A 23,594-nucleotide genomic window follows, 5' to 3' on the forward strand; every position below is an offset into this window, starting at 1 on the left:
GGGCGAGCGGACTCAACAGTTTAAAAAATCACCAGCGTTTAGGGAAGCGCTGATTTTTTGACCAAGCTCTTCAACGCGCTGCGAGTGCCAATGTAAAGCGCTTGCAGCGGTTTTGGGAAGTGCTGTTTTAGTCCAGCAGTTCAGCCAGCAATTTGCCAAAACGCTGTTGCTGGCGTTTCTGATGCAGCTGATTGGCGCGGAATATTGCTTTCAGGTCATGTAGAGCGTGGGCGAAATCGTCATTGATGATCAGATAGTCATAGTCGACGTAGTGGCTCATCTCGCTGACCGCTTCGCGCATCCGGCCTTCAATGATCTCGTCGCTGTCCTGGCCGCGATTGGTCAGGCGCTGGTGCAAGGCTTGCAATGATGGCGGCAGGATGAAGATCGAGCGCGCCTGAGGCATCAGCTTGCGCACTTGCTCGGCGCCCTGCCAGTCGATCTCCAGAATCAGGTCGTGGCCTTCGTCGAGGGTCTGCTGCAGGTGGCTTTGCGAGGTGCCGTAGAGGTTGCCGAACACTTCGGCGCGCTCGAGGAAGTCGCCGTGCTCAATCATCTTCACGAACTCGTTGCGTTCGACAAAGTGATAGTTCAAGCCATTTACTTCACCGGGGCGCATGGCGCGGGTGGTGTGGGAGACCGAGACACGGATCTCCTGGTCGGCATCGGTCAGGGCCTTGACCAGGCTGCTCTTGCCCGCGCCCGAGGGGGCAGAAATGATGTACAGGGTGCCGGTGCTGTGGGTCATGTCAGTTGCCTTACTCAATGTTCTGCACTTGTTCGCGCATCTGCTCGATCAACACCTTGAGGTTGACCGCTGCCTGGGTGCTGCGTGTATCGAAGGCCTTGGAGCCCAGTGTGTTGGCTTCGCGGTTGAGTTCCTGCATCAAGAAGTCCAGGCGCCGACCAGCAGCGCCGCCGGATTTGAGCACGCGGTGTACTTCGATGATGTGGGTGCTCAGGCGGTCCAGTTCTTCGGCGACATCGCTCTTTTGCGCCAGCAGGACCATCTCCTGTTCGAGGCGGGTCGGGTCCAGTTCGGCTTGCATGTCGGTGAAGCGATCAAGAACCTTCTGGCGCTGGGTCGCGAGCATCTGCGGCACTAGCTCGCGTACTGTCACCACGTCTTCTTCTATGGAAGACAGGCGCTCGTTGATCAGTCTGGCCAGTTCGGCGCCTTCACGTTCGCGGCCGCTCTTCAACTCTTTCAGAGCCTGGTTGAACAAGGCCAGAGCGTTGCTGTTCAAGGCTTGCGGGTCAGTGGCATCGGCCACCAGCACTCCTGGCCAAGCCAGGACTTCCAGGGGATTCAATGCCGCAGGCTGTTTGATCAGGCTGGCGATGGATTCGGCGGCGGCAATCAGCTGTGCTGCGCGCTCACGGTCTACCTGCAGCGGCTTGCCGGCGGTTTCTTCGGTGAAGCGCAGGGTGCATTCGACCTTGCCGCGGGACAGGCCCTGGCGCAAGGCTTCGCGGACCGCGCCTTCGAGGTCGCGAAAGGCCTCCGGCAAACGCAGGTGCGGCTCCAGGTAGCGACTGTTGACCGAGCGCAGTTCCCAGCTCAGCGTGCCCTGAGTGCCGGCCCGTTCGACCCGGGCGAAGGCGGTCATGCTGTGCACCATGGAGGTACCTCCGATTCAGCGCCGGCGCCAACCGCAAGCGGGTTGAGCGGGCCTGATAGTGATGAATTAAAGCCGACAGGCGACGAAGGCGCAGGATTGTAGCGCAGTGCAGTCGGAGGCCCCAAACCCTGGTGCCGAGAATGGGCTGCAGGTCGTCGTAACAGGACCGATCTGGGGAGTAAACGCGTCTTTGGCCGTTTTAGGCGTGCCCTGTCGCGGTTGCGGGCTTTATAATGTCCAGCAGTTTTCCGTCCTCGTACAGGTGTTCCCCTATGAAACGTCCAAGTGGTCGCGCTGCCGATCAGCTCCGCTCGATCCGCATCACCCGCAACTACACCAAACACGCCGAGGGATCTGTACTGGTCGAGTTCGGTGATACCAAGGTGATCTGCACGGTCAGCGTCGAGAATGGCGTGCCGCGCTTCCTTAAAGGTCAGGGCCAAGGCTGGCTGACTGCTGAATACGGCATGCTGCCGCGGGCTACCGGCGAGCGTAACCAGCGTGAAGCCAGTCGTGGCAAGCAAGGCGGTCGGACCCTGGAGATCCAGCGCCTGATCGGTCGTTCCCTGCGCGCCGCGCTGGACATGTCCAAGCTGGGCGACGTCACCTTGTATGTCGATTGCGATGTGATCCAGGCGGATGGCGGTACGCGTACCGCATCGATCACCGGCGCCATGGTGGCCCTGGTCGACGCCTTGAAAGTGATCAAGAAGCGTGGCGGCCTGAAAGGCGGCGATCCACTCAAGCAGATGATCGCTGCAGTGTCCGTGGGCATGTACCAGGGCGAGCCGGTCCTGGACCTGGATTACCTGGAAGACTCGGCGGCAGAAACCGACCTCAACGTGGTGATGACCAGCACCGGTGGTTTCATCGAAGTGCAAGGTACTGCCGAAGGCGCGCCGTTCCAGCCTGCCGAATTGAATGCGATGTTGGCGCTGGCACAGAAAGGCATGACCGAGATTTTTCAATTGCAACAGGCAGCGCTCGCCGACTGACGAGTGCGGGTCTTCAGCAAGGAGAGCGCCATGAGCGACGAACAACTGCCGCTGCCTACGCCGAGCCATGAGGTTCGGCAGTGGGCGATGTTTTGTCATTTATCTGCCTTGCTGGGGATCTGGGTGCCGTTTGGCGCGTTGATCGGGCCGTTGATTCTCTGGCAGCTCAAGCGAGAGACCGACCCCTTCATCGATGCTCAAGGCAAGGAAGCGCTGAACTTCCAGCTGACCGTGGCGATCGCCTCGGCGGTGTGTTTCCTGCTGATGTTTGTGTTCATCGGGTTCATTCTGTTCGGCTTGCTGGTCATCGGGGCCCTGGTGCTGACCATCATTGGCGGCGTCAAGGCGGGGGAAGGCGTGGCTTATCGCTACCCCTTCACTTGGCGCCTGATCAAGTAAACCGGACGCGCACAAAAAAGCCGACATCGCTGTCGGCTTTTTTGTGGCGGTGAAAAGACGTTTAGATAGTCAGCGTCCAGTCATAGTCCACGATCAATGGCGCGTGCTGCGAGAAGCGCGGCTGACGTGGCAGTCGTGCACTGCGAACGAAGCGGCGCAGGCCAGGAGTCAGCAACTGATAGTCGAAGCGCCAGCCCAGGTTGAGCATCTCGGCCTGTTCGTTATCTGGCCACCAGCTGTACTGGTCGCCTTCGCGACTGACTTCGCGCAAAGCATCGACATAACCCATGTTGCCGACAATCTCGTCCATCCAGGCACGCTCAGGTGCCAGGAAGCCCGGAGATTGCTGGCTGTCACGCCAGTTCTTGATGTCCAGCTTCTGCTGCGCCACATACAACGAGCCGCAATAGATGTACTCGCGACGTTTGCGCCGCTGCTTATCCAGATAACGGGCGAAGTCGTCCATTAGCTTGAACTTCTGGTTCAAGTCTTCATCGCCGTTCTGCCCTGATGGAAGCAGCAAGGTCGCGATGCTGACCTTGTCGAAATCGGCTTGCAGGTAGCGCCCGTAACGATCGGCTGTCTCGAAGCCGAGGCCGCTGATGACCGCCTTCGGTTGCAACCGCGAATACAAAGCTACACCGCCTTGGGCAGGCACTTCGGCATCGCAGGCATAAAGGAAGTAGCCATCCAGTTGGAAGGCTGGGTCATCCAGTTCAAAGGCAGAGGCGCGGGTGTCCTGCAGGCAGATGACGTCGGCATTCTGTGCTTGCAGCCAACTGAGCAAACCACGCTCGACTGCCGCCTGAATACCATTGACGTTCACACTGATGATCCGCATAAATGGCCCCAAAAATCACGTGCGTGTATGATACACGGCGTCTACCTAATTAGCTAAATCCGTGGTATTTGGGGTTTTTTCATGCAAGCGTATCAGCGCGATTTCATTCGTTTTGCCATCGATCGCGGCGTTTTGCGCTTCGGCGAGTTCACCCTGAAGTCCGGGCGTACCAGTCCTTACTTCTTCAATGCCGGCCTGTTCAATAGCGGTTCGGCCCTGGCCCAGCTGGGGCGTTTCTACGCTGCGGCGATCGTCGAAAGCGGCATTCCCTTCGATGTGCTGTTTGGCCCGGCCTACAAGGGCATCCCTTTGGCTGCAACCACTGCGGTCGCTCTGGCCGAACACCATCAGCGTGATCTGCCTTGGTGCTTCAATCGCAAAGAGGCCAAGGCCCATGGCGAGGGCGGCAGCCTGGTAGGCGCACCACTGACTGGCGATGTGTTGATCATTGATGATGTGATTACTGCCGGCACTGCGATCCGTGAGGTGATGCAGATCATCGCGTCCCAGGATGGCGCCAAGGCGGCGGGCGTATTGATTGCCCTGAACCGTCAGGAGCGTGGCAACGGCGAGCTGTCGGCGATCCAGGAAGTCGAACGCGACTTCGGCATTCCCGTGGTGAGTATCGTTTCCCTGACCCAGGTTCTGCAGTTCCTGGCAGACGATCCGGCGCTCAAGCAGCATCTGCCAGCGGTGGAAGCCTACCGCGCGCAGTACGGGATCTGATCCGCAAGGATTAGCCAATATAAAAAGCCCCCGCCCGGCATGGCCGAGCGGGGGCTTTTTTGTGGGTGTCGCTTAAGGCCGCTTGCGGTTGCTGATCAGGGTACCAACACCGGTGTCGGTGAAGATTTCCAACAGAATCGCGTTGGGCACGCGACCATCGATGATCAGCGAGCTGCCGACACCGCCTTGCACGGCTTCCAAGGCGCAACGGATCTTCGGCAGCATGCCGCCGTAAATGGTGCCGTCGGCGATCAGCTCGTCCACCTGCTGGGTGCTCAGGCCAGTCAGGACCTTGCCCGACTTATCCATCAGCCCGGCAATGTTGGTCAGCAGCATCAGCTTCTCGGCTTTCAGCGCTTCGGCCACCTTGCCGGCCACCAGGTCGGCGTTGATGTTGTAGGACTCGCCATTGGCCCCTACGCCGATCGGAGCGATCACCGGAATGAAGTCGCCCTTGACCAGCAAGTTCAGCAGGTCGGTGTTGATCCCGACCACTTCGCCGACATGGCCGATATCAATGATTTCCGGAGTGGTCATTTCCGGTGTCTGGCGGGTCACGGTGAGCTTCTTCGCCCGGATCAGCTCGGCATCTTTACCCGTCAGGCCGATGGCGCTGCCGCCATGGCGATTGATCAGGTTGACGATGTCCTTGTTGACCTGGCCGCCGAGGACCATCTCCACCACATCCATGGTCTGCGCGTCAGTGACGCGCATGCCGTCGACGAAATGGCTCTCGATAGACAGGCGCTTGAGCAGGTCACCGATTTGCGGGCCGCCGCCGTGCACCACCACCGGGTTGATCCCCACGGCCTTCATCAGCACGATGTCGCGAGCGAAGCCGGTTTTCAGCTCCTCGCTCTCCATAGCGTTGCCGCCGTACTTGATCACCAGGGTCTTGCCGACATAGCGGCGAATATAAGGCAGCGCTTCGGATAGGACCTTGGCGGTATTGGCGGCGGCATCGCGTTCGATGGTCATTCAGGGCTCCGGTGCTTCAAACAGTCAAAACGGTAGTTGGAGATCAGGTGCAACACGTTTCAGCTGGACGTGGAACACGTCCTTGATCCGCTGCAGCTCGGCTTCGTCATCAGCCTCGAAGCGCAGCACCAGCACAGGGGTGGTGTTGGAGGCGCGAACCAGGCCCCAGCCCTTGGCATAGTCGACTCGCACCCCGTCAATGGTGGTCAGGTCGGCGCCTGCGCCCCACTGCGCGTCGTGCAAGGCATCAATGATGCTGAATTTGCTCTCTTCGGTCACATGGATATTGATTTCCGGCGTAGAAATATCATTCGGGAAGGTCGCGAACAGCTCTTCCGCAGTGGATTTTTCCTTGCTGAGGATCTCCAGCAACCGCGCGGCGCTATAAATGCCGTCGTCGAAACCGAACCAGCGCTCTTTGAAGAACACATGGCCGCTCATCTCGCCGGCTAGCAGGGCGCCGGTCTGTTTCATTTTCTTCTTGATCAACGAGTGACCGGTCTTCCACATTAGCGGGCGACCGCCATATTCCTTGATTAGCGGAATCAGGCGGCGGGTGCACTTAACGTCGAAGATGATCTCCGCGTCCGGGTTGCGCGCCACCACATCCTTGGCGAACAGCATCAGCAGGCGATCCGGGAAGACGATGCTGCCGGTGTTGGTCACGACGCCAACGCGGTCGCCGTCACCGTCGAAGGCCAGGCCCAGGTCGGCTCCGGTTTCCTTGACCTTGGCGATCAGGTCCTCGAGGTTCTCGGGTTTGCCGGGATCCGGGTGGTGATTGGGGAAGTTGCCATCGACTTCGCAGAACAGCGGAATGACTTCGCAGTTCAGGGCTTCGATCAGCTGTGGAGCAATGACCCCGGCGGCACCGTTGCCGCAATCCACCACGACTTTCAGGCGTCGGGCCAGCTTCACATCCCGGGTGATCTCGTCGGCGTAGCGCGGCAGGATATCTACCTGGGTGATGCTGCCCTTGGCGCTGGTCAGATGGTTGGTCTTGAGGCGCTCGTGCAGGGCCTGGATCTGTTCGTTGGCCAGGGTGTCGCCGGCAATGACGATCTTGAAGCCGTTGTAGTTCGACGGGTTGTGGCTGCCGGTGAGCATCACCCCGGACTTGCCGGCCAGGACGTTGGCGGCGTAGTACAGGGCCGGAGTCGGCACCAGGCCTACATCGCTGACGTGGCAGCCGCTGTCGTACAGTCCCTGAATCAGCTGTGCCACCAGTTCTGGTCCGGACAGGCGACCGTCGCGGCCCACTGATACGTTGGGTTCGCCTTGAGCCAGGCTCTGGGAGCCGATGGCGCGACCGATCCAGTAGGCGGTTTCAGCGGTCAGGGTTTCCGGGACCACGCCACGAATGTCATAGGCGCGAAAGATGCTGTCAGGGAATTTCGGGGCGACTTTGGCTGCGTTGCTCATCACTGAGGGTGCTCCATCTGAAGGGGTGCAGTACGGCCGAGGAAGGACAGGCCGGCAAGCTCAAACTGAAGGGTATGACGGCGTTTTCAGCATAGAGTTCGTACTGCGAAAGTGCCATCTGAGGAGTGCTGGCCAGTCTCTGATCGTTCAAGGGCCCGGTTTGGCGGGGCCGGAGCGTCACGCCGCGATCAGTGGTCATTCATCCTGAATATCGACGCAAACGCTCGGACCGGGCTGACGCCCGGGCCGAGGAGGTGCAATCAGTGGCTGCCGGAATGGCCGAAGCCGCCCGCGCCGCGCTGGCTTTCGTCAAAAGCCTCGACCACTTCGAAGTGTGCCTGGACCACAGGGACCAGCACCAGTTGGGCGATGCGCTCGCCAACGGCAATGTTGAAGGCCGTCTGGCCACGGTTCCAGCAGGACACCATCAACTCGCCCTGATAGTCCGAGTCGATCAGGCCCACCAGGTTGCCCAGCACGATGCCGTGCTTATGGCCCAGGCCGGAGCGTGGCAGGATCAACGCCGCCAGGCCTGGATCACCGATGTAGACCGACAGCCCGGTCGGAATCAGCAGGGTCTGGCCCGGCTCCAGAATGGTGTCTTCCTTGAGCATTGCCCGCAGGTCGAGCCCGGCGGAGCCTGGCGTGGCGTACTGCGGCATGGGGAATTCATTGCCGATGCGTGGGTCGAGGATCTTGGCTTGTAAAGCGTGCATGCGAGTTAAACCTGGTTCAGCCGTTCGGCGATAAAAGAGATCAGTTGGCGGGCAATCTTGCCCTTGCTGGTCTGGGCGAAGAGAGTTGCGTGCAACTCCCGGTCAATCACGCTGCAGGCGTTTTCCTCGCTGTTGAAGCCAATGCTCGGGTTGGCCACGTCGTTGGCGACGATCAGGTCGAGGTTCTTGTCCTTCAATTTGCGTGCAGCGTAGTCGAGCAGGTGTTCGGTTTCGGCGGCGAAACCGACACTGAAAGGACGATCCGGGCGGGTGGCGATGGTGGCCAGTATGTCTGGGTTGCGCACCATCTGTAGCAGCAGGCCGTCACCTTTCGTAGGGTCTTTCTTTAATTTCTGAGGGGCAACGACTTCAGGGCGGTAGTCCGCGACCGCCGCCGAGGCGATGAAAATGTCGCAGGGGATGGCCGCTTCGCAGGCCGCGAGCATGTCGCGGGCGCTGACAACGTCGATCCGCGTGACTCTGTCGGGAGTTGGCAGGTGCACCGGGCCGGTGATCAGGGTCACCCGAGCGCCCGCTTCAACGGCAGCCTCGGCCAGGGCGAAGCCCATTTTTCCTGAGCTATGGTTGGTGATGTAGCGCACCGGATCGATATTTTCCTGGGTCGGCCCTGCGGTGATCAGAACATGTTTGCCGGTCAGTGCCTGGTGCTGGAAGCAGTCGGCTGCGCACTGCGCCAGGTCCGTAGCCTCCAGCATGCGGCCCAGGCCAACGTCGCCACAGGCTTGGCTGCCGGACGCGGGGCCAAAGACCTGCAGGCCACGGCTTTGCAAGAGTTGGGTGTTGGCCTGGGTGGCGGGGTCGCGCCACATGGCCTGGTTCATGGCGGGCGCGATGGCGACAGTGGCGTCGGTGGCCAGGACCAGGGTGGTCAGCAGGTCGTCGGCAATGCCTTGGGCCAGGCGGGCGATCAAGTCGGCTGTGGCCGGGGCGATCAGGACCAGGTCGGCCCATTTGGCCAGCTCGATGTGGCCCATGGCAGCTTCGGCCGCCGGGTCCAGCAAGTCGAGGTGGACCGGGTGCCCGGAGAGCGCCTGCATGGTCAGAGGGGTGATGAACTCACTGCCGCCCCGAGTCATGACCACACGCACTTCGGCGCCCTGGTCGAGGAGTCGGCGAACCAGCTCCGCGCTCTTATAGGCGGCAATGCCGCCGCCGACGCCGAGCACGATGCGTTTCCGATACAGCCGCTGCATAGGCCTGTCTTTCCGTTCAATGATTACTGCGTGGCATGCCCCCTCCCCAGGTGAAATACCACGCAAAAAAGAGGGGGGCTAAGATAGCACAGCGCCCGCTGTGGAACAGCGGCGCCATGCACAGGGAGGTGTGATGAGCATTCGTGATTGGCCTGCGGCGGAGCGTCCGCGGGAACGGCTTCTGGAGCAGGGCGCCATCAGCCTTTCCGATGCCGAGTTGCTGGCTATTTTCTTGCGTACCGGAGTGGCCGGAAAAAGCGCGGTGGACCTGGCGCGGCACCTGTTGCAGCGTTTTGGCAGCCTGCGCAGTCTGCTGGAAGCCGATCAACTGACCTTCACTCGCCAGTTGGGGTTGGGGCCGGCCAAGTACGCCTTGTTGCAGGCGGTGCTGGAAATGGCGCGTCGGCACTTGGCGGAAAAGCTTCATCGGCAGTCGGCGCTGGAGAATCCACTGGTAGTGCGCGATTACCTGAAGTCGATGCTGCGGCACGAGCCCCATGAGGTATTCGGCTGCCTGTTTCTGGACACCAAGCATCGCGTTCTGGCCTTCGAGGTGCTGTTTCAAGGGTCGATCGACAGCACTGCGGTTTATCCGCGGCAGGTGATCAAGCGCACCCTGGCGCATAACGCGGCGGCGGTGATCCTCTGTCACAACCACCCGTCGGGCATCTCTGAGCCTAGTCCTGCCGACCGGGTGGTGACTCGGCGTTTGCAGGAGGCGCTGGAACTGATCGATGTGCGGGTGCTGGATCATTTCATCGTGGGTGAGGGCGATCCATTGTCGATGGCCGAGTATGGCTGGATCTGAGCAGCAAGCTTCAAGGTCAGGGCGTTTCTGACCGTGAAGCTTGCTGCTCAAGGCGTGCATCGCGTTATTTGACGCTGACCTTCGAGTAGTCCTGGCGTCCGAAGGGGCTCACTTGGTAACCCTCGATCTGTTTGCGGGTCAGGGCAAATGCAGTCGGGTGCGCCAAGGGCAGCCATAGGGCCTGTTGCTGGATCTGTGCCTGGGCCTGCTGGTACAGCTTGCTGCGTACCCCCTGCTCGCTGGTGGTCTTGCCGGCGGTGATCAGTTTGTCGAGGTTCTGGTCGCAGTAGCGGGCGAAGTTGGTGCCGGACTTGACCGCCGCACAGGTGAACTGTGGCGAAAGGAAGTTATCCGGGTCGCCGTTGTCGCCAGCCCAGCCCATGAACAGCAGGTCATGCTCCCCGGCTTTGGCTCGCCGGATCAGCTCGCCCCATTCGATCACGCGGATTTCCGCCTGGATCCCCACCTGCGCCAGGTCCGCTTGCAGCAGTTGCGCACCCAGGCTGGGGTTGGGGTTCAGCAGGCTGCCGGAAGGGCGGGTCCAGATGGTGGTTTCGAAGCCGTTCTTCAGGCCGGCCTGGGCCAGCAGTTGGCGGGCCTTTTGCGGGTCGTGGGCGTAGCCGGGCAGATCCTTGGCGTAGCTCCAGGTGTTGGGCGGGTAGGGGCCGTTGGCGGCTTCGGCGGTGCCTTCGAACACTGCCTTGAGATAGCTGTCCTTGTCGAAGGCAAGGTTGATCGCCTGGCGTACTTCGGGTTTGTCCAGAGGTGGGTGCTGGCTGTTGATGGCGACAAAAGCGGTCATGAAGGCTGCAGTTTTCTCAATCTTCAGTGCTGGATCCTCAGCCGCGGCGTGGACATCCAGAGGCTTGGGCGACAGGGCGATCTGGCACTCGTTGCGCCGCAGTTTCTGCAGTCGCACGTTGGCATCCGGGGTGATGGCGAAGATCAGTGAGTCCACCGCCGGTTTGCCGGCAAAGTAGTCGCGGTTGGCCTTGTAGCGGATCGATGCGTCTTTCTGGAAACGCCCAAAGATGAACGGGCCACTGCCAATCGGCTGGCTGTTGAGCTTCTCCGGCGTGCCGGCCTTGAGTAGCTGGTCGGCGTATTCCGCGGAGTAGATCGAAGCAAAACCCATGCTCAGCGTGGCGAGGAAGGTCGAGTCGGCGTGATCAAGGGTAAAGCGCACGGTCAGCGGGTCCAGGGCATCGATCTTCTTGATCAGGCTGGGCAGCTGCAGGGACTGGGCGTGAGGGAAGCCGCTCTGGGCGACCTTGTGCCATGGATGGGCCGGATCGAGCATGCGATCGAAGCTGAACTTGACGTCTTCGGCGCTCAGTTCGCGGCTGGGATTGAAGTAGTCGGTACGATGAAACTTGACCTTGGGATGCAGCTTGAACACGTAGGTCAGACCGTCGGCCGAGACTTCCCAGCTATCGGCGAGGCTGGGGACCACCTTGCCGCTGTTGGCGTCGAACTCCACCAGGCGGTTCATCAGCACATCGGCGGAAGCGTTGGTGGTAGTCAGCGAGTTGTACTGCACCACGTCGAAGCCTTCCGGGCTGGCTTCGGTGCAGACGCTCAGCGTGGCAGCCTGAGCCAGGGGGCTCAGAAAAGGTGCGAGCAGGAGCGGGAGGGCGGCGAGACGCATGGTCGGGTTCCTTGTGCAGATCGAAAGCCCATCTGCGAGTGCAGTCTGGAAATGCCTTACCCTAGTGATCTCGCTGGAAAATGACTATCCCCTTTTGCATTTGCTGTCGGAGCCCGAGGCGTGGTTCATGACTCGATCCGGTCTTTGCAGCCATGAGCCGTTGTCAGAGGCAGGTTGTTCGCCGATTCGCTCCGGGAACCCATCTTCAAAGGTCGCTTGCGCGCCTGTTGTCTGGGCTGCGTGGCGGGCTGGCAGGCGGCAAAATATATTCTGCGACGAGCGGTCGTTTACTACGGTAGCCTTTGCCGCAGGCGTTCGGCGCAAAAAAATCAGTACTTTTGATTGTCCTGTGCACTGCGGTTGTTGTTGCTATTGGGTCTTTCTGGTATAAAGCAGCGCTCTTTTCTAGGGGCCCGGTTCCTTCACTTGTAGGTGTAGCCGGTAAGACCCTTAAAGAAACGCGGCGCCTGGCGCCAAATGACTGAGAGATTAAGCGGCCAACCCATGCCGGGTTGGGCATGTGGTTTTAGAGGGCTGAGGCATGTCTAGAGTCTGTCAAGTTACCGGTAAGGGTCCGGTGACTGGGAATAACATTTCCCACGCAAACAACAAAACCCGTCGTCGTTTCCTGCCGAACCTGCAGCATCACCGCTTCTGGGTTGAAGAAGAGAAACGTTTTGTGCGTCTGCGCGTATCTGCCAAAGGCATGCGCATCATCGACAAGCGTGGCATCACTGTCGTGCTGGCCGAAATCCGCCGCGCTGGCAAGATCTAAGGGAGCTAATCATGCGTGAATTGATTCGTTTGATTTCGAGCGCCGGTACTGGTCACTTCTACACTACCGACAAGAACAAGCGTACTACTCCGGACAAAATCGAGATCAAGAAATATGATCCGGTTGTTCGCAAGCACGTGATCTACAAAGAAGGCAAAATCAAGTAATTGATTTTTCTTCTGACAAAAAAACCCGCCTTCAAGCGGGTTTTTTTGTGCCTGTGATTCAGGCTTTCTGTTCGAAGGCCACGTAGACCTTGCGGCAGGGCTCCAGCACTTCCCAGGTACCCTTGAAGCCGGCCGGGATCACGAAGCGATCACCGATGCGCAAGGTTTTGGCGTTGCCCTCGTGGTCTCGCAGCACCGATACGCCCTGCAGGATCTCGCAGTATTCGTGTTCGGTGAAATTCACTGTCCATTGGCCCACGGCACCTTCCCAAATGCCGGCGTTCAGCTGGCCGCAGGGGCTGGCGAAGTGGTTGAACACTGCTTGCTCGGGATCGCCCTGGAGGATTTTTTCCGGGGCGGGGCGGTAGCGTTCGCCCTCGGTTTTGGCCTGGCTGAAGTCGACGACGTTGTGGATGCTCATTCTTGTATTCCCCCGTGATTGCGGCGCGAGTGGCTGTGAAGGCCAAAGTCTATGTTTATTAAAATGCACATAGCAACGGTGTTTGCCCCTGCTTTGTCAAATATATTGAAAGTACAGGTGTCGCTGGTTTAGGGTGACGGGTGCCTTTGGCCGATAACAGGCTGGCCGGGCAGAATTCTTCAGGAGTGCCAGCATCGTTCGCATGGCGCTTGTATTCAAATAAGAGGAGGACACTCGTATGACCACCCTGACTCGTGCCGACTGGGAACAGCGTGCCCGCGACCTGAAAATCGAAGGCCGCGCCTACATCAACGGTGAATACACCGCATCCGTTTCCAACGACACCTTTGAGTGCATCAGTCCGGTAGACGGCCGCGTACTGGCGACTATCGCCAGCTGTGACGCCGCCGATGCCCAGCGTGCTGTGGAGATCGCTCGCGCCACCTTCAACTCCGGCGTCTGGTCGCGCCTGGCGCCAGCCAAGCGCAAGTCCGTCATGATTCGTTTTGCCGGCCTGCTGAAACAGCACGCCCAGGAGCTTGCGCTCCTGGAAACCCTGGACATGGGCAAGCCCATCAGTGATTCCCTGGACATCGACGTTCCCGGCGCGGCGCAAGCCCTGAGCTGGAGCGGCGAGGCCATCGACAAGATCTACGACGAAGTCGCGGCCACCCCCCATGATCAGCTGGGCCTGGTGACTCGTGAACCCGTAGGTGTGGTCGCCGCCATCGTGCCGTGGAACTTCCCGCTGATGATGGCCTGCTGGAAGCTGGGCCCGGCGCTGTCTACCGGTAACTCGGTGATCCTCAAGCCGTCGGAAAAATCCCCGCTGACCGCGATCCGCATCGCAGCCCTGGCAGTCGAGGCCGGGATCCCGGCCGGCGTATTCAACGTGCTGCCAGGCTACGGCCACACCGTGGGCAAGGCCCTGGCCCTGCACATGGACGTGGACACCCTGGTGTTCACCGGCTCGACCAAGATCGCCAAGCAACTGCTGGTGTACTCCGGTGAGTCCAACATGAAGCGCGTCTGGCTGGAAGCCGGCGGCAAGAGCCCGAACATTGTGTTCGCCGATGCCCCGGACCTGCAGGCTGCCGCGGAATCCGCTGCCGGCGCCATCGCCTTCAACCAGGGCGAAGTCTGTACCGCTGGCTCCCGCCTGCTGGTGGAGCGTTCGATCAAGGATAAATTCCTGCCGCTGGTGATCGAGGCCCTGAAAGGCTGGAAGCCGGGCAATCCGCTGGATCCGGCCACCAATGTCGGTGCCCTGGTGGACACTCAGCAGATGAACACCGTGCTGTCCTACATCGAAGCCGGGCATGCCGATGGCGCCAAGCTGGTGGCCGGCGGTAAGCGTACTCTGCAGGAAACCGGCGGTACCTACGTCGAGCCGACGATTTTCGACGGCGTCAGCAATGCGATGAAGATCGCCCAGGAAGAGATTTTCGGCCCGGTGCTCGCGGTTATCGCCTTCGACAGCGTGGAAGAGGCGATCCAGATTGCCAACGACACGCCCTATGGTCTGGCCGCGGCAGTGTGGACTTCGAACATCTCCAAGGCCCACAAGACCGCCAAGGCCCTGCGTGCCGGCAGCGTCTGGGTCAACCAGTACGACGGTGGTGACATGACCGCGCCGTTCGGCGGCTTCAAGCAGTCGGGCAATGGTCGTGACAAGTCGCTGCATGCGTTCGACAAGTACACCGAGTTGAAGGCGACCTGGATCAAGCTCTGAGTCTTCGGGCTTGAGGTGAGTGGCGCCGCTAAGGGCGCCTTCGCCAGCACGCCAGCATCTACAGTGGGCAACTGATCCACAGCGCAGCCGGACTTTCCGCAAGGGGAGTCCGGCTGTGTTGTCTGAGCCTTGCAAAACAATGATCCGCAGGAGTGTGGGAATGCGTTGGGCGACCTATTTCGCCGTTTTGGCCGCGGTCTTGAGTGTCGGCCTGGCCCTGGGCATGACCATGCCCCTGGTGTCCTTTCGCCTGGAAAGTTGGGGTTACGGGCCATTTGCGATTGGCGTGGTGGCGGCGATGCCGGCCATTGGCGTATTGCTTGGGGCGAAGATCTCCAGTCGTCTGGCGGCGCGCTTCGGCACGGCCAACCTGATGCGCCTGGGCCTGTGGGCGGGTGCGATTTCCATCGGTTTGCTGGCGCTGTTGCCCAGTTATCCGGTGTGGCTGCTGCTGCGCCTGCTGTTGGGTATGGTCTTGACCATCATCTTCATTCTGGGGGAAAGCTGGATCAACCAGCTGGTGGTGGAGCAGTGGCGAGGGCGGTTGGTGGCGCTGTATGGCAGTGGTTATGCCTTGAGCCAGCTGGCCGGGCCGTTGCTGCTGGGGGTTCTGGGCACCCAGCAGGATTATGGTTTCTGGGTGTCGGTGGCGTTGTTGATGGTGTCGCCCCTGCTTCTGCTGGGCCGCAGCGGAGCACCGACCTCCGAGTCCTGCAATGTCACCCTGATGGACCTCTGGCGTTTCTGCCAGGAACTGCCGGCGATTGGCTGGGCGGTGGCACTGTTCGCCACCTTCGAGGCGCTGATCCTGACACTGTTGCCGGTCTATTGCCTGAGCCAAGGGTTCACTGAAGACGTTGCCCTGGCGATGGTCAGCACCGTGGTGGTGGGCGACGCCCTATTGCAATTGCCGATAGGCGCCTTGGCGGATCGAGTGTCCAGGCGCGGTTTGTTTACTGGCTGTGCGGTGATCCTGTTGTGCTCCAGCCTGGCCATTCCATTACTGCTGGATAGCCAGCTGATCTGGCCGTTATGGGTGTTGTTCGGCGCCAGCGCGGGCGGTTTGTTCACCTTGTCGTTGATCCTGATCGGCGAACGTTATCGCGACGATGCACTGGTGCGGGCCAACGCCCATGTGGCGCAACTCTGGGGCATCGGTTGCCTGATCGGGCCGCTGGTGGCAGGAGCGGGCAGCCAATGGGTCAGCGGTCACGCCATGTTGCTGCTGGTGGCAGCGGGGGCCTTTGGCTTGCTCATCCTGCTGCTGCGTCAAGGCGCTTTCGGCAACGTCCAGGCACAACCCCTGTAGCCATCAGAGCAGGCGTTCGAGGCCGATGCGGGTACTCAGCCAGGCATTGACCCGCCGCCACCAGCTTCCGGGCTCGTGGCTCAGGGTGTGCAGTTGGCCATGGTCTTCGGTGACCCAGACCAGCTTGTCGTGCTCCAGCTGAACCTGGTAGCTCAGGGACGGCGCCATCCCCTGCAGGGCCAGCGCGCGAACGTGCTCCGCCAGCTCGGGGCTGTCCACCAGCACGCCGACTTCGGTGTTCCACAGCACCGAACGTGGATCGAAATTGAACGAGCCGATAAAGCTTTTCTGTCGGTCGAAGATCATTGCCTTGCTGTGCAGGCTGGAGTCGGAGCCCGGCATGGATCCACTGTGGAATAGCCGGAAACCACTGCCTGCATGTTCGCCGGGTTGTCGGCGCAGTTCGTAGAGCTTTACGCCGTGCTCCAGCAGTGCCCTGCGGTAGGGCGCATACCCGCCGTGCACCACCGGCACGTCGGTGGCTTCCAGGGAGTTGGTCAAGAGACTGACCGAGACCCCGGCATCAGCGCGGCCGGTGAGGTATACCAGCCCTGGCTGGCCGGGGACGAAGTAGGCCGAGATCATGATCAGCTCCTTGCCGACCCCTTCGAGTTCCGGTGCCAGTTGAGTGGTCAGCAGCAGGTGCGGGTCGGGGTCGCCCTTGGCCAGGACTTTGGTTGGCGCGTCCCACAGGGCCTGATTCCAGGCCCAGATCAGCTCCTTGCGCCAGATGTCCATGCGTGGCTGGGTCTGGTAGGTCATCAGTTGGCGGTACAGGTTCTGGTTTTGCTGGCGGCTGTCTTGCAGCGATTCTTCCAGGCGCTGGCGGGTGTTGTTGAGGTCCTTGACTGACGGGGCGTGGGGCAGGAGCTCGGCGACAGGTCGGCTCAGGGCGCTGTTCCAGTACTGGTCGAAACTGTGTCCCAGCTGTTCGGCCACCGGGCCTGCGCTGAACATATCGATGTCGGTGAAGTTCAAGTCGGGCTGGGCGTCGAAGTATTCGTCCCCGAGGTTGCGCCCGCCGACAATGGCCACGCTGTTGTCCGCCAGCCACAGTTTGTTGTGCATCCGCCGGTGCTGTTGCGACAGGTTGAACAGGCGGCCCATGGTTCGAGTGAGGCCGGTGCTGCGGCCCAGATGCAGGGGGTTGAACAGACGGATCTGGATCTGCGGATGGGCGGCCAGGGTGGCGATGATCTGGTCCAGGCCATCGCTGGTGGTGTCGTCCAGCAGGATGCGCACCCGCACGCCACGGTCGGCGGCCTTGAGCAGCTCGTCCACCAGCATCCGGGTGCTGATGCCGTCGTGGACGATGTAGTACTGCAGGTCGAGGCTGCTCTGGGCGTTGCGGATCAGCTCGGCGCGGGCCATGAAGGCCTCGGTGCTGTTGGGCAGCAGGCGAAATCCGGAGCGTCCGTGGTAGTGCGCGGCCTGGGCTCTGATCGACTGGGCGAAGCTGGACTCGGTGGCAGGCAATGCCTGGCTCGGTTGGTACGGCACCTCCAGGGTGGCGCAGCCGCCGAGCCCGAGGTTCACGAGTGCCAGCCAGGTCAACACCTGTATGCGCCTCAAGTCAGGTCATCTCGCATCAGGGCACGGGTTGGCATGGGATGGCTGGCTTCCTGGGGCGGGTCGGGGTGTCAGTCCTGGGTTTCGCTGAGCTGCCTGATAGCCGCAGCGCCGACCTTGCGTACCGCGTCTTCGATGTGCGCGGTTGGTTTGGCAGCGTAGTTCATCCGCAGGCAATTACGGTACTTGCCCGAGGCGGAAAAGATACTGCCCACGGCGATTTGCACTCCTTGCTCCAGCAGCACTCGGTTGAGCTTCAGAGCGTCAAACTCCTCGGGGAGTTCGATCCACAGCATAAAACTGCCTTGCGGGCGGCTGGCCCGGGTGCCGGCGGGGAAGTAGCGGCTGACCCAGTCGAGCATCAGGTCGCGATTGCGCTGGTATTGAGTACGCATCTTGCGCAGGTGGGGCTCGAAGTGTCCGCCTTTCAGAAACTCGGCGATGGCCACCTGGGGTTGTGGGGCGGTGGAGCCGGTGCTGATGTACTTCATGTGCAGCACCCGCTCCAGGTAGCGGCCCGGAGCGACCCAGCCGATACGCAGGCCGGGGGCCAGGGTTTTCGAGAAGGAGCTGCACAGCAACACGCGGCCGTCATCGTCGAAGGACTTGATGGTCCGTGGGCGTGGGTAGGTATAGGCCAACTCGCCATACACATCGTCTTCGATGATCGCCACGTCGAAGCGCTGGGCCAGGGTCAGCAGTGCCCGCTTGCGCGACTCCGGCATGATGTAGCCCAGGGGGTTGTTGCAGTTGGGAGTCAACTGTATGGCCTTGATCGGCCATTGTTCCAGGGCCAGTTCCAGGGCTTCCAGGCTGATCCCGGTGACCGGGTCGGTGGGAATCTCCAGGGCTTTCATGCCCAGGCCCTTGAGTGTCTGCATGGCGCCGTGAAAGCTCGGCGAGTCCACGGCGACGATGTCCCCGGGCTCGCAGATGGCGCGAATGCTGGCGGACAGGGCTTCGTGGCAGCCGGTGGTAATCACCAGGTCATTGGCTCCCAGCTGGCAGCCGGAATCCAGCATCAGCCGCGCCACTTGTTCGCGCAGTTCCAGCACGCCGTAGATGTTGTCGTAATGCAGGCCGGGCATGTCTTGGCGTCGACTGAGTCGGGCCATGGCCCGCAACAGTGGCTTCATGGTCGGCGTGGTGATGTCCGGCATGCCGCGACCCAGCTGTACCACGTCCTTGCGTGGTATCGCGCGAATCAGCTCAAGCACCTGCTCCCACTGCGAGATCTCCACCGGCCGCTGGGCCGGGCGACCGACCGCCGGCAGTGCAGGCAGCTCGCGGTTGGCGGGTACGAAATATCCGGACTTGGGTTTGGGCATCGCCAGCCCGTTGTCTTCCAGCAGCCGATAAGCCTGCTGGACAGTGCTCAAGCTGACCCCATGCTCGACACTCAGGGCGCGCACCGAGGGCAATCGATCGCCCGGGCGGTAGAAGCCTTGTTCGATACGGGTGCCCAGGAGTTCGGCGAGGTTCACATAGAGGGTCATGGTATTGACTCGAGGTGGTGTTCATCAGGACCGGTACAGATGGGGCCAAAATACAGGATTCAGCGGCATTTTTGGCAAATCTGTATGGAGGTAATACAGGTGTATTGAGTCTGTAATGGTTTTTGCCGGCCACGCATCATGTTTGCTCATGGCAACCTTGGCAAACAGGAGCAGTGGAGATGAACGGCTTGAGCGATGTACGTCTGTCGTTACGCAGCCAGGAGCTGGAGGCGGGGCAGGAGCGGATAGGGGCGGCGGCCTTGCCGCGTTCTGCGCCGTGCGGACTGAGCCGCTGGGGCTTGTACTGGCATCGGCTGAGTACCCGCAAGGCGTTGCTGGACCTGACCGCCGAGCAACTGCGGGATGTCGGCCTGAATCGTGAGGATGCACGGGCCGAAGGCCTCAAGCCTTTCTGGCGGCTGTGACCTGTTTCAGCCTCGTCTGTGCTGGGCACCTATCGCTGCCGCGAAGGCTCGGGCTTCGTTTGGGCGCTACTCCGCTCCGAAGGTGGCAAGCCCTTGAGGCAAGGTCCTGCGGAGCCGATCACCGTCTGCGGCAGTGGCTACAAGCGAGGGATCAGGTCAGCTCTTTCAGGCGATGCCAGAGCATGCCCAGGGCCAGCAATGGGGAACGCAGGTGCTTGCCGCCAGGGAAGGTGATGTGCGGCACTTTGGCGAACAGGTCGAAGCCGCCACCTTGTTGGCCGCTGATGGCCTCGCCCAGCAACTTGCCGGCCAGGTGTGTGGCATTCAATCCATGGCCGGAGTAGGCCTGGGCGTAATACACATTGGGTTGGTCCTTGAGGCGGCCGATCTGCGGCAGGCGGTTGGCGCCGATGCCGATCATGCCGCCCCATTGGTAGTCGACCTTTACCCCGGCCAACTGCGGGAACACTTCCAGCATCTTCGGCCGCATATAGGCGGCAATGTCCTTGGGATCACGCCCTGAGTAGTGACACGCGCCGCCGAACAGCAGGCGTCGGTCGGCGGAGAGTCGGTAGTAGTCCAGGGCCACGCGCTGGTCACAAACCGCCATGTTCTGTGGCAGCAGGTCATGGGCCTGGGCTGCGCTCAACGGTTCGGTGGCGATGATGTAGCTGCCGGCCGGCAGAACCTTGCCTCCCAGTTGCGGGTTGAGGTCGTTGAGGTAGGCGTTGCAACCCAGTACCAGGCTCTTGGCCCGGACCGTGCCCCGGGCGCTGTGGACCTTGATCTCGGGCCCGTAGTCGATGCGCGTCACCGCCGAGTGCTCGAACAGGCGCACACCCAGCTGTTGCGCCGCCTGGGCTTCGCCCAACGCCAGGTTCAGAGGGTGCAAATGGCCGGAGCCCATGTCGATCAGGCCGCCAACGTAGCGTTTTGAACCCACCACGGTGTGCATCTCATCGGCTTGCAGCAAGCGGGTCTGGTGACGGTAGCCCAGGCCGCGCAACTCCTCGGCGTCTTCGGCAAAGCCTGCCAGGTCAGCGGGTTTGTTGGCCAGGTCGCAGTAACCCCAGGTCAGGTCACAGGGGATCTGGAAACGCTCGATGCGCTGGCGAACGATCTCTACCGCCTCCAATCCCATGAGTTTCATCTGCCGCACGCCATCGGTGCCGATCACCTTGGCGAACTGATCGAGGCCGTGACCAACCCCGCGAATCAACTGCCCGCCGTTGCGCCCGCTAGCGCCCCAGCCAATCTTGCGGGCTTCCAGCAGAACCACGCTGAGCCCGCGCTCGGCCAGTTCCAGTGCGGTGTTGAGCCCGGAGAAACCGCCGCCAACCACGCAGACATCCGCTGTCAGGTCTCCAGCCAGCACTGGATAGTCAGGCTGCGGCAGGCTACTGGCCGCGTAGTAAGATGCGGCGTGCCGGTCGCTGGAGATGGGTTGCTGAAGACTGGCGGGCATGGAAGGCGTCCTGATCATGGCATCTGGAAAAATAGGCGGAGCATAAGCCGGGGCTTTCCGGTGGGGCAACCGCAGGACGGTCGGCCCTGTCTGCTGCAGGGCATTTGAGGCAGAATCCACGGCTATCCATGATCCCGGTAAGTTTTGTCATGAGCTGCAACCGCCAGAAAGTCCGTAGCCTGCGCCAGCAGATTCCCTCCTTCGAGTGCGTCCCTGGTTGCCACGACTGCTGCGGTCCGGTCACTACCTCGCCGGAGGAAATGTCGCGCCTGCCGCGCAAGACCGCCGCCGAGCAGGACGCGGCCATGGAAGAGCTCAACTGCGTGCACCTGGGGCCCAACGGCTGCACCGTGTATGACGAGCGGCCGCTGATCTGCCGTCTGTTCGGCACCACGCCGAGCTTGCCGTGCCCCAATGATCGGCGCCCGGTGGAGATGATTCATCCCCGGGTTGAAAAGCAGATCCATGAATACATGGCCAGTACTCGTCAGGTGCTGGTCTAGAGGCAGCGATTGGCATAAGCACCCTCGTAGGCACTGCGCCCCGGCTCAATCCGGAATCGGCAGGCTCAGGCTTTCCTTCACCTCTTCCATCACGATATAGCTCTTGGATTCCCGGACATGGGGCAGCTTGAGCAGAATGTCGCCCAGCAGCTTGCGATAGGAAGCCATTTCCGAGATCCGCGCCTTGACCAGATAGTCGAAGTCGCCGGACACCAGGTGGCACTCCAGCACGTGAGGCAGCTTCAGCACCGCGCGCCGAAACTCCTCGAAGGTGTCGCCGGACTTGTAGTCCAGGCTGATCTCGACGAACACCAGCAGGCTGCCCTTCAAGTGCTGCGGATTGAGTCGGGCGTTGTAGCCCATGATGATGCCTTCACGCTCCAGGCGGCGCACCCGCTCGGTGCAGGGTGTGGTGGAGAGCCCGACCCGTTCCCCCAGTTCGGTGAAGGAGATGCGCCCGTCAGCCTGCAAGATACGCAGGATATTGCGATCGATCTTGTCCAGGGCACGACGGGTCTGATGATTGGTTCGCATAGGGGATGCCCCTCCGTGAAAAGCTATTTTGCCGAGAATTCTCGCCAAATATAGGCGGTTATATAGTGAAAATCACTGCCGAATGTTTCTTACACTGCGCCCATCTTTGCTCTGAATAACAAACGTCAGCGGTCAAGCCGCGATGAGGGATATAAAAATGCGCGTTCTGGTCTTGGGCAGTGGCGTTATCGGAACCACCAGTGCCTATTACCTGGCTCGAGCCGGGTTTGATGTGACCGTAGTGGACCGCCAGCCGGCTGCTGCCATGGAAACCAGCTTCGCCAACGCAGGCCAGGTATCGCCGGGTTATGCTTCGCCCTGGGCCGCTCCGGGTGTGCCGCTCAAGGCCATCAAGTGGCTGCTGCAACGTCACGCCCCGCTGGCGATCAAGGCCACCGCCGACATCGATCAATACCTGTGGATGGCGCAGATGCTGCGTAACTGCACCGCCAACCGCTATGCGGTGAACAAAGAGCGCATGGTGCGTCTGTCCGAGTACAGCCGCGATTGCCTCGACGAACTGCGCGCGGAAACCGGTATTGCCTACGAAGGCCGCAGCCTGGGTACCACCCAGCTGTTCCGCACCCAGGCGCAATTGGACGGTGCGGCAAAAGACATTGCCGTGCTCAAGGAGTCTGGCGTTCCGTTCGAGCTGCTGGACCGTGAAGGCATCGCCCGGGTCGAACCGGCCCTGGCCAACGTCACCGACATCCTCGCCGGTGCCCTGCGTCTGCCCAACGACCAGACCGGCGACTGTCAGATATTCACTTCTCGCCTGGCGGAAATGGCCACCAAGCTGGGTGTTGAATTCCGTTTCGGTCAGGACATCCAGCGCCTCGACTTCGCCGGTGACCGGATCAATGGCGTGTGGATTGACGGCAAGCTGGAAACCGCCGACCGCTACGTGTTGGCCCTGGGCAGCTACTCGCCGCAATTGCTCAAGCCGTTGGGGATCAAGGCACCGGTGTACCCGCTCAAGGGTTACTCCCTGACCGTGCCGATCACCAACCCGGCAATGGCCCCGACTTCGACCATCCTGGACGAAACCTACAAGGTCGCGATCACTCGTTTCGACAATCGCATCCGGGTTGGCGGCATGGCTGAAATCGCCGGTTTTGACCTCTCGTTGAACCCGCGTCGGCGTGAAACGCTGGAGATGATCGTCAACGATCTCTATCCTCAGGGCGGCGATCTGTCCCAGGCCAGCTTCTGGACCGGGCTGCGTCCCACCACTCCGGATGGCACGCCGATTGTCGGTGCCACCACGTTCCGCAACCTGTTCTTGAACACTGGACACGGCACCCTCGGTTGGACCATGGCCTGCGGCTCCGGTCGCTTGCTGGCGGATCTGATGGCCAAGAGAAAGCCGCAGATCAGTGCCGAAGGCCTCGATATTTCCCGTTATGGCAACCCTCAGGAGTCAGCAAAACATGTCAATCCAGCGCCAGCTCACCAATGAGCGTATGAGTCAGATCGTTGTTCACGGCGGTACGGTGTATCTGTCCGGCCAGGTGGGCGATGACATGCAGGCCGGGATTGAGCAACAGACCCGGGAAACCCTGGCCAGCATCGAGCGCCTGCTGGATCTGGCCGGTACCGATAAGACTAGGTTGCTGTCGGTGACCATCTACCTGAAGGACATCGATGCCGACTTCCAAGGCATGAACAGTGTCTGGGACCAGTGGCTGCCCAAAGGCGTCGCGCCGGCCCGGGCGACCGTACAATCCAAGCTCTGCGAGCCGGAAATCCTCGTCGAGCTTTCGGTAGTGGCTGCTCTGCCTTAAGCGACAAGATCCCTCTCCCGGTGCCGGTGGTGGTCCGCCGCCATC

At 61.1% G+C, this 23,594-nt stretch carries 24 protein-coding genes and 1 pseudogene; 12 read left to right on the forward strand and 13 right to left on the reverse strand.

What is annotated here, in order from left to right; all coding sequences use genetic code 11:
• Positions 1 to 127 precede the first annotated feature (127 nt).
• Together gmk and GV819_RS01590 are read right to left on the reverse strand one after the other, a co-directional pair.
• Positions 128 to 748 carry a guanylate kinase gene (gmk, locus tag GV819_RS01585; protein ID WP_161752841.1) on the reverse strand — a complete coding sequence of 207 codons (621 nt, stop codon included), beginning with the start codon at positions 746 to 748 and terminating at the stop codon, positions 128 to 130.
• 10 nt (positions 749 to 758) lie between these two features.
• A complete protein-coding gene (locus tag GV819_RS01590; RefSeq protein WP_161752842.1) occupies positions 759 to 1,622 on the reverse strand; it encodes a YicC/YloC family endoribonuclease in 864 nt (287 codons plus the stop codon).
• Between the two features lie 272 nt (positions 1,623 to 1,894).
• Between GV819_RS01590 and rph the strand changes: the two genes are divergently transcribed.
• Both rph and GV819_RS01600 read left to right on the forward strand, forming a co-directional pair.
• Complete coding sequence (rph, locus tag GV819_RS01595; protein ID WP_025130820.1) at positions 1,895 to 2,617, forward strand: ribonuclease PH; 723 nt, start codon at positions 1,895 to 1,897, stop codon at positions 2,615 to 2,617.
• A 30-nt stretch (positions 2,618 to 2,647) separates the two neighbouring features.
• Entirely contained in the window at positions 2,648 to 3,016 is a 369-nt protein-coding gene (locus GV819_RS01600; RefSeq protein WP_161752844.1) for a DUF4870 domain-containing protein, read from the forward strand.
• A gap of 61 nt (positions 3,017 to 3,077) precedes the next feature.
• Here GV819_RS01600 and GV819_RS01605 read toward each other — a convergent pair whose 3' ends face one another.
• Positions 3,078 to 3,857 carry an exodeoxyribonuclease III gene (locus GV819_RS01605; RefSeq protein WP_003176915.1) on the reverse strand — a complete coding sequence of 260 codons (780 nt, stop codon included), beginning with the start codon at positions 3,855 to 3,857 and terminating at the stop codon, positions 3,078 to 3,080.
• Positions 3,858 to 3,938: 81 nt separating this feature from the next.
• On the opposite strand from GV819_RS01605, the gene pyrE reads away from it, so the two are divergent.
• Entirely contained in the window at positions 3,939 to 4,583 is a 645-nt protein-coding gene (gene pyrE, locus GV819_RS01610) for an orotate phosphoribosyltransferase (protein WP_161752846.1), read from the forward strand.
• A 72-nt stretch (positions 4,584 to 4,655) separates the two neighbouring features.
• Here the strand turns inward: pyrE and argB are convergent, their stop codons facing one another.
• The 4 genes and pseudogenes from argB to coaBC form a co-directional block, all read right to left on the reverse strand.
• Complete coding sequence (gene argB, locus GV819_RS01615) at positions 4,656 to 5,561, reverse strand: acetylglutamate kinase (protein WP_011064225.1); 906 nt, start codon at positions 5,559 to 5,561, stop codon at positions 4,656 to 4,658.
• A gap of 24 nt (positions 5,562 to 5,585) precedes the next feature.
• Positions 5,586 to 6,986: pseudogene (locus GV819_RS01620) on the reverse strand (phosphomannomutase/phosphoglucomutase); the annotation flags it as partial.
• Positions 6,987 to 7,243: 257 nt separating this feature from the next.
• Positions 7,244 to 7,699, reverse strand: a complete 456-nt coding sequence (dut, locus tag GV819_RS01625) for a dUTP diphosphatase (protein WP_161752850.1) — start codon at positions 7,697 to 7,699, stop codon at positions 7,244 to 7,246.
• Positions 7,700 to 7,704: 5 nt separating this feature from the next.
• Positions 7,705 to 8,913 carry a bifunctional phosphopantothenoylcysteine decarboxylase/phosphopantothenate--cysteine ligase CoaBC gene (gene coaBC, locus GV819_RS01630; RefSeq protein ID WP_161752852.1) on the reverse strand — a complete coding sequence of 403 codons (1,209 nt, stop codon included), beginning with the start codon at positions 8,911 to 8,913 and terminating at the stop codon, positions 7,705 to 7,707.
• 133 nt (positions 8,914 to 9,046) lie between these two features.
• Here coaBC and radC point away from each other — a divergent pair, with 133 nt between their 5' ends.
• Positions 9,047 to 9,721: a RadC family protein gene (radC, locus tag GV819_RS01635; protein WP_161752854.1), complete on the forward strand. Its 675-nt coding sequence runs from the start codon at positions 9,047 to 9,049 to the stop codon at positions 9,719 to 9,721.
• A 64-nt stretch (positions 9,722 to 9,785) separates the two neighbouring features.
• On the opposite strand, the gene GV819_RS01640 is transcribed toward radC, so the two are convergent.
• Positions 9,786 to 11,369: an ABC transporter substrate-binding protein gene (locus tag GV819_RS01640; protein ID WP_161752856.1), complete on the reverse strand. Its 1,584-nt coding sequence runs from the start codon at positions 11,367 to 11,369 to the stop codon at positions 9,786 to 9,788.
• A gap of 541 nt (positions 11,370 to 11,910) precedes the next feature.
• On the opposite strand from GV819_RS01640, the gene rpmB reads away from it, so the two are divergent.
• Positions 11,911 to 12,144 (forward strand): 50S ribosomal protein L28, encoded by a 234-nt coding sequence (gene rpmB, locus GV819_RS01645; protein WP_019410280.1) that lies wholly within the window; start codon positions 11,911 to 11,913, stop codon positions 12,142 to 12,144.
• Between the two features lie 11 nt (positions 12,145 to 12,155).
• Positions 12,156 to 12,311, forward strand: a complete 156-nt coding sequence (gene rpmG, locus GV819_RS01650) for a 50S ribosomal protein L33 (RefSeq protein ID WP_003177274.1) — start codon at positions 12,156 to 12,158, stop codon at positions 12,309 to 12,311.
• 58 nt (positions 12,312 to 12,369) lie between these two features.
• Here rpmG and GV819_RS01655 read toward each other — a convergent pair whose 3' ends face one another.
• A complete protein-coding gene (locus GV819_RS01655) occupies positions 12,370 to 12,732 on the reverse strand; it encodes a cupin domain-containing protein (RefSeq protein WP_161752858.1) in 363 nt (120 codons plus the stop codon).
• 238 nt (positions 12,733 to 12,970) lie between these two features.
• On the opposite strand from GV819_RS01655, the gene GV819_RS01660 reads away from it, so the two are divergent.
• Entirely contained in the window at positions 12,971 to 14,464 is a 1,494-nt protein-coding gene (locus GV819_RS01660; protein ID WP_161752860.1) for an aldehyde dehydrogenase, read from the forward strand.
• Positions 14,465 to 14,624: 160 nt separating this feature from the next.
• Entirely contained in the window at positions 14,625 to 15,773 is a 1,149-nt protein-coding gene (locus tag GV819_RS01665) for an MFS transporter (protein ID WP_161752862.1), read from the forward strand.
• 3 nt (positions 15,774 to 15,776) lie between these two features.
• On the opposite strand, the gene GV819_RS01670 is transcribed toward GV819_RS01665, so the two are convergent.
• Positions 15,777 to 17,336 carry a phospholipase D family protein gene (locus GV819_RS01670; RefSeq protein ID WP_372242045.1) on the reverse strand — a complete coding sequence of 520 codons (1,560 nt, stop codon included), beginning with the start codon at positions 17,334 to 17,336 and terminating at the stop codon, positions 15,777 to 15,779.
• A gap of 77 nt (positions 17,337 to 17,413) precedes the next feature.
• Complete coding sequence (locus GV819_RS01675; RefSeq protein WP_161752866.1) at positions 17,414 to 18,838, reverse strand: PLP-dependent aminotransferase family protein; 1,425 nt, start codon at positions 18,836 to 18,838, stop codon at positions 17,414 to 17,416.
• A gap of 179 nt (positions 18,839 to 19,017) precedes the next feature.
• On the opposite strand from GV819_RS01675, the gene GV819_RS01680 reads away from it, so the two are divergent.
• Positions 19,018 to 19,263, forward strand: coding sequence for a DUF1127 domain-containing protein (locus GV819_RS01680; RefSeq protein WP_161752868.1), 246 nt, complete (start codon positions 19,018 to 19,020; stop codon positions 19,261 to 19,263).
• Positions 19,264 to 19,414: 151 nt separating this feature from the next.
• Here GV819_RS01680 and GV819_RS01685 read toward each other — a convergent pair whose 3' ends face one another.
• The gene (locus GV819_RS01685) at positions 19,415 to 20,728 is read right to left on the reverse strand and encodes an NAD(P)/FAD-dependent oxidoreductase (protein WP_161752870.1); all 1,314 of its coding nucleotides are present in this window, start codon (positions 20,726 to 20,728) and stop codon (positions 19,415 to 19,417) included.
• 149 nt (positions 20,729 to 20,877) lie between these two features.
• On the opposite strand from GV819_RS01685, the gene GV819_RS01690 reads away from it, so the two are divergent.
• The gene (locus GV819_RS01690; RefSeq protein ID WP_161752872.1) at positions 20,878 to 21,231 is read left to right on the forward strand and encodes a YkgJ family cysteine cluster protein; all 354 of its coding nucleotides are present in this window, start codon (positions 20,878 to 20,880) and stop codon (positions 21,229 to 21,231) included.
• A gap of 45 nt (positions 21,232 to 21,276) precedes the next feature.
• Here GV819_RS01690 and GV819_RS01695 read toward each other — a convergent pair whose 3' ends face one another.
• Positions 21,277 to 21,765, reverse strand: coding sequence for an Lrp/AsnC ligand binding domain-containing protein (locus GV819_RS01695; protein ID WP_011064210.1), 489 nt, complete (start codon positions 21,763 to 21,765; stop codon positions 21,277 to 21,279).
• Positions 21,766 to 21,922: 157 nt separating this feature from the next.
• On the opposite strand from GV819_RS01695, the gene dadA reads away from it, so the two are divergent.
• Both dadA and GV819_RS01705 read left to right on the forward strand, forming a co-directional pair.
• On the forward strand, positions 21,923 to 23,224 hold the full coding sequence (dadA, locus tag GV819_RS01700; RefSeq protein ID WP_161752874.1) for a D-amino acid dehydrogenase: 1,302 nt from the start codon (positions 21,923 to 21,925) through the stop codon (positions 23,222 to 23,224).
• Positions 23,196 to 23,549: a RidA family protein gene (locus tag GV819_RS01705; RefSeq protein WP_161752876.1), complete on the forward strand. Its 354-nt coding sequence runs from the start codon at positions 23,196 to 23,198 to the stop codon at positions 23,547 to 23,549. The genes dadA and GV819_RS01705 overlap by 29 nt, the downstream gene beginning before the upstream one ends.
• Positions 23,550 to 23,594: the final 45 nt, after the last annotated feature.

This window comes from Pseudomonas sp. Fl5BN2 (genome assembly GCF_009908205.1).
Lineage (GTDB): Bacteria > Pseudomonadota > Gammaproteobacteria > Pseudomonadales > Pseudomonadaceae > Aquipseudomonas.